Origin of the sequence: Alteromonas sp. 1_MG-2023 (genome assembly GCF_030547075.1) — a bacterium.
GTDB lineage: Bacteria > Pseudomonadota > Gammaproteobacteria > Enterobacterales > Alteromonadaceae > Alteromonas.
Genome location: NZ_JAUOQH010000001.1, coordinates 384470 through 403496, shown reverse-complemented (window position 1 = coordinate 403496; position 19027 = coordinate 384470). Strand labels below are relative to the sequence as shown.

The following is a 19027-nucleotide window of genomic DNA, read 5'->3' as shown; positions in this document are numbered from 1 at the left end:
ATGAATAAGAAATACCCACACCAGATTTTTAAGCGATCTTCTGTCGCTATTTTACTTTTGAGCACGCTTTTAACCGGATGTGGTGATAAGTCGATAGACGCTCACCTAGAAGATGCGCGCGCTTATGTGCAAAACGACAATAGCGCTGCGGCCATCGTAGAATACAAAAATGCCATTCAGCTAGACCCTAGCGCAGCCGTGCCTCGCTTTGAACTTGGGAAGTTATATTTAGAAAATGATAATTTCGTGTCGGCTGAAAAAGAGCTGAATAAAGCGCTCGAACTTGGCCATCCTGCAAGTGAAGTTATTCCTCTACTTTCTGTTGCCTATCAACAATCTGGTGCTGAGAACGCATTGGGTGAGGTTGATTACCGTGCTGAGGGCATGACCGCAGTAGAATCAGCAGAAGTTGGGTTTTATAAGCTACAAGCGTTAGTGCAATTAGAAAAACTCGAAGAAGCAGAAACGCTGCTTGATGATTTAATCACCCTAGACACTTCATCTGTGTATAAAGGTTTAATTGAAAGCTACGAACACATACTAACTGAAGACTATGCACAGGCACTTAGTGCCACTGAATCACTTAGAGAGCAAGCGCCCACCAATAAAGATGTGCTACTTCAACTTGCGCGCCTTTATTTACTTGAGCAGAAGCAGGCAGAAGCCATAGGTGTATACGAAGATTACACTAAAGCCTACCCAAATGATGTGACCAGTAAGTTTGCGTACGCTGCTTTATTAATAGAACAGCGTGATCTTGAACGTGCCGAGCCTGTGGTTGATGAACTTCTCGTGTTAAATGAAGCGCATCCTTTACTAAATACCTTTAAAGGTATTATTGAATCGGCCAATGGTAACCACGCCAGTGCGTTGGCGCATTTAGAAACCGCAGTGCAAAATGGCCGTAATGACCAAGTGGTTCGATTGGTCGCCGGTTTCAGTGCATATCAAATTCAAGATTTTGAAGCCGCTCAACGTCATCTTACAATGGTGGCCTCACGGTTACCTGAAAACCACCCAGGTTTAAAAATGCTAGCAGATAGTATGCTGCAATTAGGTGAAAACGACGAAGCGCTCGAAGTGCTAAATCGTGTAGAAGGTGGCGCTACCGCAGATGCAGCACTTTTTTCTAAAGCTGGATATCAATTGCTTCGCGAAGGTAACGTGCTGGGTGCCAAGCAAATGGTTGAAAAAACCGAAGCGGTTGTAGATACCTCACCAGAAGATCTCGCCCGTTTAGGTGTACTTCAACTATCGTTAAACGATGTGACTGGCTTGGTGAATATTGAAGAGGCGGTGCAACGGGCACCAGAATCTACGGCATCTCAAAATACATTATTGCGTGCGTACATTGCGACTGGCGAACTTGAAAAAGCAAAAGTGGCAGCAAGTGAATGGCGTGAACAAGCCCCTAAAGAAGCATTGCCATTGGTTTATCTAGCAAGCATTGCCATTGTTGAAGAAGAGTATTCTACAGCAAGTGAATTGCTTGATAGTGCTGACAACCTTGATGGTGCTGTTAACGAAGTGGCCTACGCAAGAATTAAGTTACTGATTGCACAAAAGCAGTACGACAGCGCAATCGAATTCGTTAAATCGCATATCGACGATAATCCTTCTGATGTACAAGCGATAACCCTTTGGTACGCTATTGAAACCCGCAATGAAAACGATGCTGTTGTTATTGATTACCTTGAAAAACAAGTAGCGAAAGAAAGCGACGATATTAACTTACGTTTGTTATTAGCACGTATTTATTCGCGAATGGGTGACATTGCGAAGAACAATAGTTTGCTAGCTTCCGTACAAGGTGACGAGAGCACCCCAATGGCATTTTGGAATTTAAAAGGCCAAGGGCTGGTTCGAGTAAACGAAGTTGAAAAAGCGAAAGCCTTGTTCGAGCGTTGGGTTGAGTTTTATCCGCAAGATAAAAACGCCGTGCTAGGCATGCTGCTTATTCTTGATTCAGAGAATAACTACCGAGAGGGCTTAGCACTAACCGAGAAAGTATTGGCTAAGCGCCCAGATGCGCAAATCAGCCTATTGAAAGCCTACTTTCATTCTATGATGGGACAAAGTAAACCTGCATGGGAAATTATCCAAGGCACGTCTGATGAAGTGCAAGGGCTACCTTTCGTTCGCGGTATCATTGCACGTTTGTATGTTATCGATAAGCAGCCAGAAAAAGCATTAGATCATGCGGTGGCGGCTTATGAAGCAACCCCTAATTCTGATATGGCGCTATTAATGGTTGCCATTTTAGAATCGACAGGTAAACAGGCCGAGGCCTTTGCCTTTTTAGAAAAGCATGTTGATAGCACGCCAACAGATGTTCGTAGTGCCATGCTGTTAGCCGAACGTCAAATTGGTAACAATAAAGAGACAGCCATAGCTACCTACGAAAATATTCTGGCTAAAACGCCGAATAATTTTGTTGTGTTGAATAACTTAGCGTTCTTAAGCTTTCAAAGTGGCGACTTAGATAAGGCGGAAAGCATGGCGAAAAAAGCCGTGTCATTACAACCTGAAAATGCAGATTCGGTAGATACGCTGGCACAAATACTGATTGCTAAAGGTGATAACGAGGCTGCCCTTAAGCTGTATACCGATGTTGCAACAAGGCCTATCTTGAACGACGAAGTTTACCTTAATCATGTAGAGCTGCTGTTGAAGATGGATAAAGTGGTATTAGCGAAACGCCGTCTTGCCAGTCGAGAGTTTGAAAAAGAAGTATCACTTCAGCGTATTGAAACGCTGAAAACAAGCTACGGGTTGTAATAGGGTTTCTGTTAGGTTAGAAGCTAATAGTTAAATTAGTTGCTAAGGTAGTCACTAAATCAGTAGCGAACTTAACAGCTAAATTAATACAAACGAAAAAAGCGCCTAGGTGATCACTCCAATCTTCCCTAGGCGCTTTTTTATTGGTCGTTGTTTATTACTATTTGTTACTGCTGATTACTGTTTATCGAGTTTTGCTTTTATCGCAGTTAACTCTGCCATCACATCTTGAAGTGATGGTTCCAAGTGGCCTTCAGCTTCTAATTCAGCTCTTAGCAGCGCTTCCTTTTCTTCCCTTGCCTTTTCGTTTTCACGCTCCATCACGTTCACCACTATACCAATTACCATGTTTAAGAACGCAAAAGCAGTAAAGAAAATAAAGGTGAGATAATACACCCAACTTAGCGGATAAACTTCCATGGTTTCATACATGACATCGGTCCAATCTTCGAATGTCATTACCCTAAAGAGGGTAAGCAATGAGATGGTAATGTCGCCCCAAAGCGTAGGGTTAATATCACCAAACAGGGTACTGCCCACTGCGGCGTATATGTAGAAAATGATAAACATGAGCAACATCACGTAGCCCAGTTGAGGCAACGCTTTCACCAGCGATACCAAAAGGATGCGTAGCTCAGGAATGATAGAAATCATTCGCAGTACTCTAAATACCCTGACTAACCGTGCTATCAATGCTAGTTCAGTATCATCGGCAGGGATAAGGCTGATAACAACAATTAGGGTATCGAATACATTCCAGAAGCTTTTGAAAAAGTCTCGCTTTCGGCGCTCGCCTAAAAAGCGAATAGTGATTTCAGTTAAGAAAAACGCACTGATAAACCAATCTAAAATTAGGGTAACACTGCCAAAGCCCGCTGGCAGTTCGTAGGTTTTCGCCCCTACTAATAATGCTGAAATTACGATAACGCTTACCACAAAGGCTTCAAACCACTTGTTGGCTCGAATGCGTTCGAATCGACTTTGTAACTCAGAAGTTTGCATGTTTCTCTTTGCTCATATTGCAAACAAATAAGCGCTGCTGATCATTTAAGATAAATAGGCTTATTTTGGGATAATAAAAAAGGGACAACATCATGGACGATGCGTTGTGTTGGTTGCAAGTAAAATTGTGTTGCTGGCAGTCTATGCTTCACCGTATGTCACTTGTAAAGAAGGCGGCTTCTCAGCCGCCTTCTTTAGTAAAAATTACCGTCTAGTATGTCAATGACTTAGTCGGTTATTCAGTGTCTTCCATTGGCTTTAAACCACGGTTGACAATAGCGACATCTTCACCAGTTAACGTACCAGCAGCTTGCTTTAAGGTAATCACCGACTGAATGAAGTCGTAGCGCGCGCCTGACAAGTTATTACGCGCATCAAATAAGTTACGAGTGCTATCGAGTACATCAACAATAGTACGAGTACCCACGTCAAAGCCTGCTTCTGTGGCTTTTAATGCACTGTTAGCAGAAACCACAGACTGCTCAAGGGCACGAATGGTTGAAATTGATGCTTTAACATTGTTAAACGAGCTACGAATAGATTGTACGGTTTCGCGATACGTTTGTTCAGCGGCTTGACTCGCTGATACGTAAAGGTATTTCGCTTGGTCAGTTTGCGAACTCACACGATGGCCAGAGTAAATCGGTACTGACACTGATAGACCGATTGACTCGCTATCAAGGTAAGGCGTCTCGTACTGAATAAGGCGAGAATCTACGTCATTTTTAGAGCGCCCCCAGCTTGCCGATAAATCTAGGGTAGGTAAGTGGCCTGAACGGGCTGCCGCAATATCTTCTTTAGCAATATCCATCGCTAAGCGGTCTACCAATAATGCTAAGTTTTTATCTTGCGCCGTTTCAAGCCAGTTATCGACTTTTGCAGGCACTGGCATAGTGGCAGAGAACGTCTCTTTGTCTAGGCCGTACAATCGGTCGTGATATTTTCCGGTGATCACTCGTAACGCTTCAAGGGCAAATTCTAGCTGGTTTTCGGCCTGAATTTCTTGGGCAACCGTGCTGTCATAGTTAGCTTGTGCTTCGTGTACGTCAGTAATAGCGGTAAGGCCTACCTCAAAACGCTGACGGGTTTGTTCTAACTGGCGCTCGATGGCACGTTTTTCTGCATTTACAAACTCAACGCTATCTCGTGCACGCAATACATCAAAGTAAGCGGTAACCGTACGCACGATTAAATCTTGCATGCTAGCGGCAAGCTGCGCATCGCTTTGCTCAGCTACTTTTTCCGCGCGATCTAACCCAACCCAGTTCGCATGGTCGTACAACGACATAGATAACGAAATACCGTAATCGATACTGTCATTGTCTGTCTCAAAGGTGACGACTTGCAGATCATCTGCATTAGTACCTAGTGTTTGTGCACTCTCTGAGGTTGAGGTGGTGTAAGACATAGACCCAGAGATTTGAGGAAGAAGGTTTGCACGACTAATGCTGATCCCTTCAAATGCAGCATCACGCTGCGCTTTCGCTTGATTTACCAAAGGGTCATTGGCGAGTGCTTGTTGATACACCTGCGTCAGATCATCGGCAAGGGCACCGGTTGTTACTGAAAAACCGATTGCCAGCGACAGAAGTGTTCGATTCATGCTTACGTCTTCCTGTTATGTCTAGTGTGAGTCTAAGTGACTGCTAATAATTATAAATAATATTGTGAAGTGTATAAATTTTATTCGTAAACCGAAACTGTAGAGTCGTAACAGTGTTACTTTAACTGTAACAGAATATGTGATCTGAACTTATTCAAGACCACTAGTCACATTAGATACAGGTCTAGTGCAAATTTAGCACAGAGAAATTCGGTGGTACTTTTTTAACTTTTTTTAATTTTTCTACTTTTATACCAGCTTAGGCTTCGTATACAAAAGTAGTATGTGTATGTACTATGCATGATAAATCGTTTCGAACCAAAAGTGTCTGCAAATGAGCAAGAAAATCCTTTCATTTACCTCAAACGACGTTGAAATCACCAGTGTTAAGCCGGTATATAATGGTTTTTTCACCATGCAAGAATATCTGTTTACGCACAAATGCTTCGACGGTACCCAAAGCGGTACAGTGAAACGAGAGCTATTTGAACGCGGTCATGCCGTAGGCGTATTGCCCTACGATCCAGTTTTGAAGGAATTTGTTCTTATTGAGCAGTTTAGAATAGGGGCATTAGCCACATCTTCAACCCCTTGGTTGATAGAAATTATTGCCGGCATGATTGATGAAGGTGAAACAGAAATCGATGTATGCCATCGAGAGTCTATGGAAGAAGCGGGCATTAAGCTCGAAAACCTTACCAAAGCAATGAGTTATTTATCTAGTCCTGGTGGTACTACCGAACGTATTCATATCTTTATTGCCAAAACCAATGCAGAAAAAGCCCACGGCATTCACGGATTAGAGACTGAGTCGGAAGATATCAAAGTACATAGAGTAGCGGAGCAAACTGCCCTTGAATGGCTGGAAAACGGCCATATAGACAACGCAGCGGCAGTTATTGCGCTACAATGGTTCTTTATGAATAAATCTACGCTTATGGAGCAATGGCAGAAATCGTGACTCAACGTACCCATAGAAAATACGTCCCTCATCTACCGACAATGCAGGCATTGTGCGAGTTAAATTACGCGCACATCTTACGCATACTGCCCGACTGCGATACTGAGGAATTAAACTACGTATTTACCGTGGGCGATGCTCTTACCTATGAAATTAAGATCATCGAGTCGGCTCGTTACACCAGTACGTTAAGCTTAAAGCAAACCTCTAACGATATGCCCAGCTATTTAACGCCGTCAATGACTGTGCGTTTGTACCACGATGCCCGTATGGCTGAGGTTATCAATAGCCAAAATACCGGGGCCCTCGAACCCTCGTATGAATACCCCAATTTAAAAATGCGTCAGCGAAATGAAAAGCAAATGGTGAATATTTTTCTTGCCGAGTGGTTAGATTTTTGCCGCAAGCTACGCCCCAAGGTGACATCGCTAGCGTGAGTAATCTGCTTCATATTAGTGACTGCCATTTATTTGGTGATACCACTACTCAAGGTTATGGCGAAATCAATCCCTACGAAAGCTTAAAACAAATACTGATTGAAGCGTTTGAACACCCAAAAGACATTGATACGGTTATCGTTACTGGGGATATTAGCGGCGATGATTCACTCGCCAGTTATCAGCATTTTTCCGCATTAATCGAACACCATTCGAAAGCGCCCGTTTATGTGATAGCGGGAAACCATGATAACAACCCACATTTTAATGCATTATCTAAGCATCACCTTATTGCAGGTAAGCCTGTTGCATTAAATGGCTGGCATATTCATGGGCTAGATACCCGTTTTGAAGGTGGAAGGGGGCTGGTGAATAATCAAGAGCTCGCGGCTATTAAAAAACAGGTGGTAGCAGCGCCCCAACATCACCACTTACTTGCTATGCACCATCACGCTACGCCTTCAAATAGTTGGATGGACAAACACGACTTGGCCAACGCCGATGTATTTTTACAATGGTTAGATAGCGGTGTGCCATTGGCGGCAATCATTCACGGCCATGTACATTCGCCCCTTCGTTATACGCTAGGAGCAAACAACCCTATTCCAGTCATGGGCAGCCCCGCCAGTTGTTGGCAATGGGGCATGACATCAGATTTTGCGCTAAGTAACGAACAACCCGGTTATCAATTTATTAAGTTACACGACGATGGAACGTTAACTTGCGACATAAAGAGAATAAAATCAATATGAAACACGTTTTATACCTTCATGGCTTTTTGAGCTCGCCAAAATCAGTAAAAGCACAGGCCACCAAAGCCTATTTTGAGCAGCATCATCCTGATGTCACTTTACATATTCCCGCGCTATCAAACTACCCTAACCAAGTGGAAAGCCAGTTGTTAGCGCTGATTACAAACACCCCTGAATTAATCAAAGACGGGCTGCGTGTTATTGGCAGTTCAATGGGCGGCTATTTATCTACGTTTCTAATTGAAAAGTTTTCTGGAAAGGCGGTGTTGATTAACCCGGCGGTCAAACCTTATGAATTACTGCAAGGTTTTATTGGTGAACATACCAACCCGTATACGGGGGAAGTGTTTCATATCGTTGAGAGCGATATTGAAGTGATAGAAAAGCTAGACGCTAAAGAATTACAGCATGCACCAGCCTACAAAGTGTTATTGCAAACTGAGGATGAAACCTTAGATTACCGTTTAGCAGAAACCAAATACGCAATGAGTACGCTAGTGGTTGAGGAAGGAGGCGATCACAGCTTTATTGGCTTTGAAGATCACTTACCGGCGATTGCAGATTTTCTACTTAACGATTAGTCGCACTTCGCTTAAACCACGTTTGCCTACGTTCGCCTTTTCATTGCGAGGGTAGGCAAGCCTTGGTAACATCAATTTATCTTGCGTTGCAGTTCTCTTCTGCGTACGTTAAACCCTGTTGCTGGCCTAAATAATAATCATAACTATGTCAAATCAATACAACTCTGATGCAATTGAAGTCTTAAACGGTCTCGACCCGGTTAAACGCCGCCCAGGCATGTACACCGACACTACTCGACCCAACCATTTGGGCCAAGAAGTTATCGATAACAGTGTGGATGAAGCCTTAGCTGGCCATGCATCCAACATTAAAGTTATCTTGCACGAAGACCAATCTCTGGAAGTCACTGATGATGGTCGTGGTATGCCGGTGGATATCCACCCTGAAGAGAAAATCTCTGGTGTTGAGCTTATTTTAAGTAAGCTGCACGCTGGGGGAAAATTCTCTAATAAAAACTATGCGTTTTCTGGGGGATTGCACGGTGTAGGTATTTCGGTGGTTAACGCCCTATCTACCCGAGTAGAAGTGACGATTCGCCGGGACAGTAACGTATATCAAATCGCTTTTGCTAATGGCGATAAAATTGAAGAACTTGAAATTATCGACACCTGCGGTAAGCGCAATACTGGCACCCGTGTGCACTTTTGGCCCGATCCACAGTATTTCGACTCGGCAAAGTTTTCAGCTAGCCGTCTTATCCATAACCTTCGTGCTAAAGCAGTACTAAGTCCAGGCTTACGTATTCGTTTTGACAATAAAATTACCAAAGACTCGCAAGAGTGGTATTACGAAGATGGTTTGCAAGATTACCTGTATCAAGCGGTACAAGAATATGAAACCCTTCCTACCGATGTGCCTTTTGTAGGTAGTTTTACAGGCAATACTGAAGGGGCTGATTGGGCGGTAATGTGGCTACCTGAAGGCGGTGAATTAACTACCGAAAGCTACGTCAACCTAATTCCTACTGCCCAAGGCGGTACCCATGTAAATGGTATGCGTCAAGGCTTGTTAGAGTCTATGCGCGAGTTTTGTGAATTTCGAAACTTAATGCCTCGTGGCGTGAAACTGTCTCCTGATGATATCTGGGACCGATGTGCTTATATTCTTTCAACCAAGATGCAAGACCCACAATTTGCAGGACAAACTAAAGAGCGCTTATCGTCACGCCAAGCCTCGGCGTTTGTATCTGGGGTAGTGAAAGATGCCTTTAGTTTATGGTTGAACCAACATACTGAAGTGGCTGAAGCCTTGGCTGATATGTGTATTAACAATGCACAACGCCGTTTACGTCAAAACAAAAAAGTGGCGCGTAAAAAGGTAACCCAAGGGCCAGCACTGCCGGGTAAGTTAACCGATTGTTCGTCTCAAGATATTTCTTATTCTGAGCTTTTCTTAGTGGAAGGGGATTCAGCCGGTGGCTCTGCCAAGCAAGCCAGAGACCGAGAATTCCAAGCGATTATGCCTCTTCGCGGTAAAATTCTAAATAGCTGGGAAGTAGACTCTTCACAGGTACTAGCGTCACAAGAAATTCATGATATATCAGTAGCGCTAGGTATCGATCCCGACTCTACGGATTTGTCTGGCCTACGTTACGGTAAGATTTGTATATTGGCGGATGCCGACTCAGACGGACTGCACATTGCGACCTTGCTATGCGCGCTATTTGTGAAGCACTTTAGAACCTTGGTCGACCAAGGTCATGTGTATGTAGCCATGCCACCACTTTTTCGAATTGATGTGGGCAAAGACGTTTATTACGCCCTCGATGAAAGCGAAAAACAAGGTATTTTGGATCGTATAGAGGCCGAGAAGAAGCGCGGTAAAGTGAATGTTCAGCGCTTTAAAGGGCTAGGTGAAATGAACCCGTTGCAACTGCGCGAAACTACAATGGATCCTAATACTCGCCGATTAGTTCAGCTCACCATAGAAGACTCGGCAGAAATGCTAGAGCTTATGGACATGCTGTTAGCTAAAAAGCGCTCTGGCGACCGAAAAATATGGCTTGAAAGTAAAGGTAATATGGCCGAAGTGGGCCTGTAAACTTTCTATTGCCTGACAAGCCATATCGGTAACCGTGTGGCTTGTTAATTTCGCTTCCGTTATTAGAACAACTTTAAACCGCGCTAATCCGCGACTGTTCGCTACAATCTGCCCTAGGTCTATGAATACGTATGCACTTGCTTCTCTAAAACAGCTAAGCAGGCTCACATTTACTAAGCAGACTTATACTAGCTAAGCAGAACCTCATCCCCAGCAAAATCTACTTCACTACTACAAAAGAAATGGTTTATAGTTAATTCAACTTAATAAATATCAATTGGTTAGTGATATTTCAAGTGCTGCTAAGCTCATGTTTTTTCTATATCGATACGTCGCTGATATATTAATTAAGTCAATTTTTGAACCTTTTAAGTAAAAATAGCGTTTTATTTAACTTAATAATTTTTAGTCTTTAGTATATTTCTGAAGTCTAGGTTGCTGGTATAGTAAGTGTATTAGATGCGGTGAAGATGCCGCAAATACTGAGTGCTCGCATTGGCATTCAGTTAACTCAAATGGAGCTAAATGTAGTATGGAATCTTTACCATCATCGCGGGTGGCTAGACCAGAGATAGCTCCTTTTATTGTGGGTGTAGGCTCTTCAGCCGGCGGCATAGAAGCGCTGATTAATTTAGTCAGCAACTTGCCTAAATCAATTAATGCTTCTTTCATTATTGCGCAGCATTTATCTCCAACCCATAAAAGCCAAATGTCAGAAATATTAGCCCGGGAAACTGATTACCCCGTGGTTGAAGCTTCGCCTCATTGCAAAATAAAAGAAAATACCATTTATGTTGGCCCTCCAGGTTACCACCTCAAATATAAAGAAGGGTATCTACACTTAGATAAGTCACCAGACGAACTCTCTCCTAAGCCGTCAGTTAATCTCTTGTTTGAATCGTTAGCAGATGAAATTGGCGACCATGCCATTGGTGTGGTGCTTTCAGGTACTGGCGGCGATGGCGCAAGAGGTCTTAAGGCGATTAAAAGTGTGGGTGGATTTGCTTTTGTGCAAGACCCAGCCTCTGCGAAATATGATGGTATGCCCAAAGCGGCCCTTGATAATGTATCCGTAGACTCCATTTTAGAGCCTCAAGAAATGGGGCAGGAAATCGCGAATATATCACAGAATATTGCGCGGAATTTTTTGGCCGTTCAGGATGACACTCGTAGTGAATTAATGAGCGAGCTATATGGCAAAATAAGAAACGCGACCAAAATAGATTTTAGTTTTTATAAACAATCTACCTTATTGCGCAGAGTTAACCGCCGCTTAATTGCCACGCAAACAGAAGACTTGCCTACCTACCTTGCTTATTTAGACGACAATGCCGATGAAATTATCGCGTTATCGAAAGAGTTATTAATTTCAGTGACAGATTTTTTCAGAGACGACGTGGCCTTTAAAGCGATTAAGCAGCATATTGATACTATCGTTGAGCGAAAAAATAATGGTGATGCTATTAGGTTGTGGGTCGCGGGGTGTGCCACCGGTGAAGAGGCCTACTCTTTAGCTATTTTATTTTTGGAAGCATTGGAAGCCCAAGGGGTAGAAGCGAACTTACAAGTATTTGCTACTGATATTGACGAACATGCTCTCAGCGTCGCGCGCAAAGGTGCCTATTCTGTTCAAGCTATTGCTAGTCTTTCGTCAGATTTAACAGACAAGTATTTTCGCTACGCAGATAATGCCTATTACCCACAAAAACAACTTCGTGATGTGATTACGTTTTCTCGTCAAGACATTACCCGGGACCCACCGTTTCTACATTTAGATATGGTGTCATTTAGAAATGTGCTTATCTATTTTAATAGTGACTTGCAGCAGCGTGTTTTATCACTGTTTCGCTACTCATTAACTAGCGAAGGGATTTTATTTTTAGGTAAGTCAGAGTCGATAGGCTCTACTGAAGATATGTTTGTGGCGCTTGATAGGCGCAGTCGAATTTTTAAAGTAAGCGAAGCTACGAAAGCGCCCACGCTACCTAAAATGTTTAAAAGCCACGTTGATACAAAAAAGACCAAAGCCGCTATCACTAACAGCTACGAAAACATTTTTACCCGCTCAGTGCTTGATTGTTTCGGGCCAAGTTTACTCATAAGTGACAGATACACCATTTTGCATTCCCATGGGAATTTGCAGCGCTTTATTACTTTTCCATCCGGGGTGCCAGATCTCAATTTATCGAAGCTTATTGCGGCTCCCTTTGCGGCAGATTTAATTTCTTGCGTAAATAAAGCCAGCCGCACAGGTGAGATAACCGTAAGTCGAGCTAAGCGTTTGTCTAATGACGATAGTCAGCTTTGGAAATTGCGGGTATTACCCCTTGAAAATCAAAACCCTCAGCATTATTTGGTCAGCTTCTATGAAGATGAGACCATCATCGACACTGAGCCTAAAGACGCGGTTGCAAATACCGAGGCGGATATTGCCGAGCTAATTGCGGCGCGGGAACAATTACAAACCCTTACCGAAGAGATGGCGGCCTCGGCTGAAGAGATGCAGGCACTGAATGAAGAAGTGCAAGCTGCTAACGAAGAGCTACAGGCAAATAACGAAGAACTAGAAGCCACCAACGAAGAGTTGCAAGCCACTAACGAAGAGCTTATTAGTGTAAACGAAGAGAGTATGCGTAAGTCTGCTGATTTAAGCGCTGTAAACAGCGAGATGATTAGCGTTTACAATACCTTAGACTTCCCCATCTTAGTGTTCGATACGGATACCTGTTTGAGCAGAACCAACGACGCCGCGAATCGACGTTTTCACTTAAACAATGGATCGTTCAGAAAGCCCATTTACTCGTTAAACTTTCCCGATTACTTTGAAGATATTGAAAAGCGCTTAAGCAAAACCCTGCGTAACGGTGTGAAAACCAGCATGGTTATCAAGCCTTCCAGCCAAGAGACTTATAATGTCTTCATTACGCCTGTGCTAAACAATCGAGACCGTATCACTGGGGCTATTTTGGTGATTGTGGATAATTCAGAGCTAGTGCTTGCGCACGAACGCATTGAAAAAAGCCAAGAGCAGCTTTTATCCATAATGAATAACTCTCTGGCACTGATTGCACTTAAAGATAATGCGGGCCGGTATGAGTTTGTTAACTCACGATTCGAGGAAGTGTTTGGAGTAATCGCGCAAGATGTTATCGGTAAAACTGACTTACAGATTTTTGACCGTGATATTGCTAGGCAATTCCGTGAAAAAGACTTAGATACTATGCGTACCTTATCACCGGTGGAAACCCTTGATGAGTTCACCTTGCGTACCGGAAAAGTTATTGTTAAAAGCGTTCGCTTTCCCATTTTTGATGCCGAAGGCACAATAAAATCTATCTGTACCCAAGCCACCGATATTTCCAAAGAGTTGCACGCCAACGAGCAGTTAAGACTAGCGGGTAAGATATTCGAGCGCACCAGTGAAGCCATTCTTGTTACCGACGCAAACCAACGCATTCTGACTACTAATGAAACTTTTGCTGAACTTACCGGCTTTTCCCAACAGGAATTAACAGGTAAAACACCTAAGATACTTCAGTCGGGTGAGCATTCAAAAGAATTTTTTGCTGCAATGAAAGCCTCATTAATTGAAAGAGGCTTTTGGCAAGGCGAAGTAATCAACAAAGTTAAAGATGGTAGTCATGTGAAAATGTGGCTTACCGTTAATGCCGTAAAAGGCGCAAACGGTGAGGTGGTTAACTACGTCGCCGCCTACAGCAATATTGACGAAATAAAGAATATGCAACGGCGCATTGAATACCTTGCTACCCATGATGAATTAACCGGGTTGCCTAATAGGTCAGTGTTGTTAGAGCGCCTTGGCTTAATGATAAGCGCCGCGAAACGAAGCAAGCAATTGTGTGGTGTACTGTTTATCGACTTAGATAATTTTAAACCGGTTAACGATAATTTAGGTCACAAGATAGGTGATCTATTGCTCAAACAGGTAACTAAGCGTTTGCAGCAATGTATTCGGGATACTGACACGTTAGCGCGTATTGGTGGTGATGAGTTTGTGGCCTTAATATCGGCTACTAACATAGACGAGATAGATGATATTGCGAAGCGCATTATCAGCCAAGTTCAAAAAGAGTTTGATGTATCTACTCATTCTATTTCCGTATCGGCCAGTATAGGCATAGCAGTTTATCCTGCCGATGGTATTAGCTCAGAAATACTATTGCAGCACGCTGATGAGGCGATGTATTTAGCGAAGTCATCAGGACGAAATCAATATCAGTATTTTACCGCTAAAATGAAAGAACAAGCGGTGGCCCGCTTAAAAGTTGAGAAGCAACTTAAAGTGGCGTTAGAAGGTAAACAGTTCTCGATGGTTTATCAGCCTCAATTTGAAATTACCTCTAATACCATTGTGGGCGTTGAAGCATTATTACGTTACACAAACAGTGATGGAGAACTGTTAAGCGCGCAGTCGTTTATTAACGTGGCTGAACGCGGAAAGTTAATTGAAAGTATTGGCTTTGAAGCCGTAGAGCTTGTGGCTCGGGAAATTTCTCAATACATACAAATGGGGAATAAACTACCCGCTATTGCGATTAATTTGTCAGGGGCGCAGCTTTTAACATCAGATTTCATTAAAAACTTTACCACGGTGCTTGAACACTATGAACTCACCGCTGGGTTGTTTAAATTTGAAGTATCTGAAAAAGATATTGAAAGTGGCGAAGAGCGAATTTACCATCGCTTAAGAACCCTAGCGTCAATGGGCAGTGTTATTAGTATCGACGACTACGGTTTATACGGTAGCGCGATATCTCAGCTTCAGAAGAATGGAGCCAGTGAAATTAAAATTTCCAGCACTTTACTGAAGCAAGCTGGCGAGGCAAATGACAACTCCAAGTTGGTAAAAGCACTTGTGGATGTGGGCAAAGCTTTAGGCCTGAAAGTGGTTGCCGATAAAGTGGAAACGCAACAGCAACTGGCGTATTTACGGGAGATAGGTTGCGATGTAGCGCAAGGGCTCGTTTTGTCGCCTATGCTTAATTGCTCAGAGCTCAATGCTTTAACAAGCAAACAATGAAATGGATACCGATATTATTACCCGTACTAAGCAATACGATGATTTAGACGCCTTGGTTGAAAATTGCGAAAAAGAAGCGCTGCACTTAAGTGGCAAGATTCAGCAATTTGGTGCGGCATTCTTTATTGAAAATGAATCGCTACAAGTTACTGCAGCTAGCAGTAACTTAGCTGACTTCCTTAATATTTCGCCCGACCAGTTGGTGGGAAGCCCAGTAAAGTCATTAGACTGGCTGCCCTTGAGCTTGCTTTACAATTTAGGCTCAAAAGCAGGTGATAGAGCTCACGCGTTCCATGAACCATTCGACGATGATGTGCTAAATTTTAGAAGCCACCGCAGCGATGAAGGTATCTTAATTGAGATAGAGGCAAGCATTGCCAATGTATCTCAACGGCAATATCTGCAACTAAGATCAGCCATACTCCCTACCATAGAACAGCACTGGGAAGATAAAGACTTCTGGGGGCAATTGGTTTCCACCTTAGATGAGTTCTTACCCTGTGAACGTATACTGCTTTATCGCTTTAATGAGCTATGGAGTGGGGAAGTAGTAGCAGAAAAAGTGATTGAAGACGCACCAAAATATATCGGATTGAAATTTCCAGCATCGGATATACCTGCAATTGCCCGTAAAATGTATTTCGAAAACCCATCCCGATATATTGCCAGTACGACTGCATTACCCGCAGACTTATTAAATCAAGCGGAGCAGCCGCTGAATTTGACCTATTCGGATTTGCGTAGTGTGTCACCTATTCATGCTGAGTACATGCAAAATATGGGAGTGGGGACCTCGTTTTCTATTCCTATTATTCAAACTGGTAAGTTGTGGGGCATAATATCTTGTCACAATAGTGCTGAATCACATATTGATGCGCATTTGCGTAACCAGGCTGAAATGCTGGTTAAGTATTTCTCTATGGTGTATTCCACACACAACTCGAAAAAACGACTTCAACTACTGACATCCCTTGATGAAAAAGTAGGGGCTATAACCCATAAACTACGTTTAAAAGATGCCCAAGCTACCCAAGGGTTTTTAGAAGACGTAAAGCGAGATTTTACCGCTTGCGGTGCCGCGATTTACATTAACGGCCAGTGGTTCCTGAGTGAGGGTGACGGCTACGACACCAATCAATTAAAACGTATTGATAAAGTCTTTCAATCAGATACTTCTGATGTCATTTTACATACTCAAGACATTCGCCAGTACAAAGGATTAAATGCATTAGACCCAGAAAACGTAAGAGGTGTAATGCTCATTCGTATGAACTACGAATTGGCGAAGGCACGTCTATATGTGTTTAGGCAGCCAGAGGCACAAATAACCCATTGGGCTGGCAAGCCAGAGAAGGACATTAACGAACAGGGCACACTATCGCCTAGGGCGTCCTTTGAGCGGTGGAGTGAAGTTGATGGGGAGCAAAGCATACCTTGGACCAAAAGAGATATCTTGTTCGCTAAAAAGCTTCGGGCATCGTTAATTAGAACGTTAACCCGCTAAGCTGTTCCCATGACGTACTTTAAAGCGCCTTTTGATAGAGGCGCTTATGAGTTCATTCCACCGTTACATCTATGAGTCACACAAATACGTATTCATCTAAATTATTCTCTAGGTGCTTGCATTAGTATTTAAAAATCGGCTAAGCCAGTAGTCACCAAACCAGTCGTTGACTAAATGAGTATTCGACACATAAGTAACCGTTAACTAACCGCATTCGAGGTAAAACAGATGGCTAATTCTTCAGTTTCTCGCACCACTACCACGCTTTTGTTCGATCACGATGGAACCTTAATAAATTCAGAGCGTGTTCATTTTACTTTGTGGCAAGAAATTGTGGCTAGCCATGGGGCTGAATTACCCGATGAGTTCTACTGCAAAGTCATGGCAGGTATTCCGGTTAAACAAAATGCCAAGGATGTCGTTAAGCATTTTTCTTTAGACGCCGTGCCCGAGCAACTGGCGAAAAAGAAGCAAGAAAAAATAAAAGCGTATTTATCTGAGCAGGCGTTTCCGCTAATGCCTTGGGCGGCTGAAACCATTAAAGAGTGCGCTGATAAAGGCTACATAATAGGAATTGTGACTGGGGGAAGTACTTTGTCGGTAGAGAAAACCCTCTCAAATTATGGACTGGCTGACTACGTTTCTTGCGTAGTGGCAGTAGAAGACGTGACTCACAGTAAACCTGCGCCAGATTGCTATCAGCTAGCAATGAAAAAGTTAGGGGTTTCACCAGCACAGTGTGTCGCCATTGAAGATACCTACACCGGCATGCAATCTGCGGTATCGGCAGAGTTACCTTGCGTGGTTATTCCAACCACACAATCAGCCACCCATGATTTTTCGAGAGCGACCTCTCGTTACGAAAGCTTACAATTATGGTTAGAACAAGAAATCACAGGGCGCTAGTCATAAACACGAGATTTAGCTACTATTTCTTATCTTCACAAAGTCGCGCACAAGTAAGGTCGTTTTTTGAATGTATTCATGGTGTTTGGGAAGTGAGTAAATCATGAAAAGTGTGAGCCGTTGGGTACTTGGACTCATCGTTACCCTGTTTATCGTTACCTTTGTAGTACTTATTGGGGTAACGGTAGCCGTGGTTCAGCGAACGCCTTTGGTGGTGGCGAATGCGCCCAACCAATTGGATGGTGCAGATAGCGTAAACGACTTGCTTGCTCAGTTGCAGAATGCGTTTTCAAAACGCAGTTCAAACCATGTCATTAATTTAACGGAAACCCAAATCGAAAGCTTGGTGGGTGTTTTACAGCGGGCGGTACCTAATTTCAGTGGTGTAGTGAACGTTACTGACATTGGCAGTACCATCACTTTTACTTTTTCGCCAAGTAGCGTCGATTTATATTTCAATGTATCAGCATTAATTTTACCAGGCGACAGCCTGCAAATTGACTACATCAGTGTAGGAGATTTATCTTTACCCGGCCCGCTCATGCTAGAACTTGCAGAAAAGGGCATTAACTATTGGACTAAATCTGAAATTGCTACCATCGCCCTAACGCGGGTTGAAAAAGTGACTATGCGCCCGGGTGAAGTATCTTTGCATACCGCGCCACTGGCCTCGTTGCTAGAAGAACTCACTGTAGTGTCTAATAATATGGGCGTTGAAGAAGAAACAGAGCTTCAAACCCTAGCCGCTTATTATTTACGGTATATCTCAGGGCGAGATTTAGCCTTATCTAAGAAGCCAGTGCCACTTATAGAGTATTTACGCGAAGGCATGGCTCGCGCAAGAGAGCAAAGTAACTCGCCGCAAGAGGCAGTACTACATAACAAAGCGGTGATTTTAGCCCTTGCTGCTTATGTAGGGCATTATCGTATTGGCAGCTTAGTGGGTGATTTACAGCCTGACCCAACAAAAGCACTAAAGCCTCGTGCCCCTGCTATTTTATTGGAGCGTAACGATTTAGCCCGCCATTTCATTATTTCAGCTGCCCTTGAGTTGCTTGCCGAGCAAGATATGTCGTGGGCTATTGGTGAATTTAAAGAGTTAATGGACAGAGGTGCAGGTGGTTCAGGCTACAGTTTTGTAGATTTAGGGGCTGATATGTCTGGTGCACAATTTGCGCGAATAGCAACCATGCCTGAGCATGCAGAAAGTACACAAAATGCCGTGGCACGAATTCAATCTGACAATGACATTGTTCCTGCAATAAAAGTCTTTCCGGAAGGATTAAGTAAGCAAGCGTTTACCGAAAAGTATGGGCAAGTAGACAGCGAAGCCTATTTAAATGAAGTGGCTGAGATTAAGCGCCTTATCAAACAAGTGCCTATGTATTCTAAAGACGCGTCAAAATAACATTCGGCAGGAA

General features: G+C 43.2%; 12 protein-coding genes. 10 read left to right on the top strand and 2 right to left on the bottom strand.

Features of this window, described 5'->3' with window-relative positions; genetic code table 11:
• Positions 1 to 2778, top strand: a complete 2778-nt coding sequence (gene prsT / locus Q4561_RS01680) for an XrtA/PEP-CTERM system TPR-repeat protein PrsT (RefSeq protein WP_303457043.1) — start codon at positions 1 to 3, stop codon at positions 2776 to 2778.
• Between the two features lie 177 nt (positions 2779 to 2955).
• On the opposite strand, the gene Q4561_RS01675 is transcribed toward prsT, so the two are convergent.
• Together Q4561_RS01675 and tolC are read right to left on the bottom strand one after the other, a co-directional pair.
• Positions 2956 to 3780 carry an ion transporter gene (locus tag Q4561_RS01675; RefSeq protein WP_303457041.1) on the bottom strand — a complete coding sequence of 275 codons (825 nt, stop codon included), beginning with the start codon at positions 3778 to 3780 and terminating at the stop codon, positions 2956 to 2958.
• A 235-nt stretch (positions 3781 to 4015) separates the two neighbouring features.
• Positions 4016 to 5383, bottom strand: coding sequence for an outer membrane channel protein TolC (gene tolC, locus Q4561_RS01670; RefSeq protein WP_303457038.1), 1368 nt, complete (start codon positions 5381 to 5383; stop codon positions 4016 to 4018).
• 334 nt (positions 5384 to 5717) lie between these two features.
• Between tolC and nudF the strand changes: the two genes are divergently transcribed.
• From nudF to Q4561_RS01625, 9 genes are all read left to right on the top strand, one after another.
• Entirely contained in the window at positions 5718 to 6344 is a 627-nt protein-coding gene (nudF, locus tag Q4561_RS01665; protein ID WP_303457036.1) for an ADP-ribose diphosphatase, read from the top strand.
• Positions 6345 to 6385: 41 nt separating this feature from the next.
• Positions 6386 to 6781, top strand: a complete 396-nt coding sequence (locus Q4561_RS01660) for a DUF1249 domain-containing protein (protein ID WP_303457173.1) — start codon at positions 6386 to 6388, stop codon at positions 6779 to 6781.
• A complete protein-coding gene (locus Q4561_RS01655; RefSeq protein WP_303457033.1) occupies positions 6778 to 7533 on the top strand; it encodes a metallophosphoesterase in 756 nt (251 codons plus the stop codon). Before Q4561_RS01660 ends, Q4561_RS01655 begins: the two co-directional genes overlap by 4 nt.
• The gene (locus Q4561_RS01650) at positions 7530 to 8114 is read left to right on the top strand and encodes a YqiA/YcfP family alpha/beta fold hydrolase (protein ID WP_303457031.1); all 585 of its coding nucleotides are present in this window, start codon (positions 7530 to 7532) and stop codon (positions 8112 to 8114) included. The genes Q4561_RS01655 and Q4561_RS01650 overlap by 4 nt, the downstream gene beginning before the upstream one ends.
• A gap of 145 nt (positions 8115 to 8259) precedes the next feature.
• The gene (gene parE, locus Q4561_RS01645) at positions 8260 to 10155 is read left to right on the top strand and encodes a DNA topoisomerase IV subunit B (RefSeq protein WP_303457029.1); all 1896 of its coding nucleotides are present in this window, start codon (positions 8260 to 8262) and stop codon (positions 10153 to 10155) included.
• A gap of 532 nt (positions 10156 to 10687) precedes the next feature.
• The gene (locus Q4561_RS01640) at positions 10688 to 15196 is read left to right on the top strand and encodes a chemotaxis protein CheB (protein ID WP_303457027.1); all 4509 of its coding nucleotides are present in this window, start codon (positions 10688 to 10690) and stop codon (positions 15194 to 15196) included.
• Position 15197: 1 nt separating this feature from the next.
• Positions 15198 to 16700 (top strand): GAF domain-containing protein, encoded by a 1503-nt coding sequence (locus tag Q4561_RS01635; RefSeq protein ID WP_303457025.1) that lies wholly within the window; start codon positions 15198 to 15200, stop codon positions 16698 to 16700.
• 228 nt (positions 16701 to 16928) lie between these two features.
• Complete coding sequence (locus Q4561_RS01630) at positions 16929 to 17606, top strand: HAD family phosphatase (RefSeq protein WP_303457022.1); 678 nt, start codon at positions 16929 to 16931, stop codon at positions 17604 to 17606.
• A gap of 103 nt (positions 17607 to 17709) precedes the next feature.
• Positions 17710 to 19014: a hypothetical protein gene (locus Q4561_RS01625; protein ID WP_303457019.1), complete on the top strand. Its 1305-nt coding sequence runs from the start codon at positions 17710 to 17712 to the stop codon at positions 19012 to 19014.
• Positions 19015 to 19027: the final 13 nt, after the last annotated feature.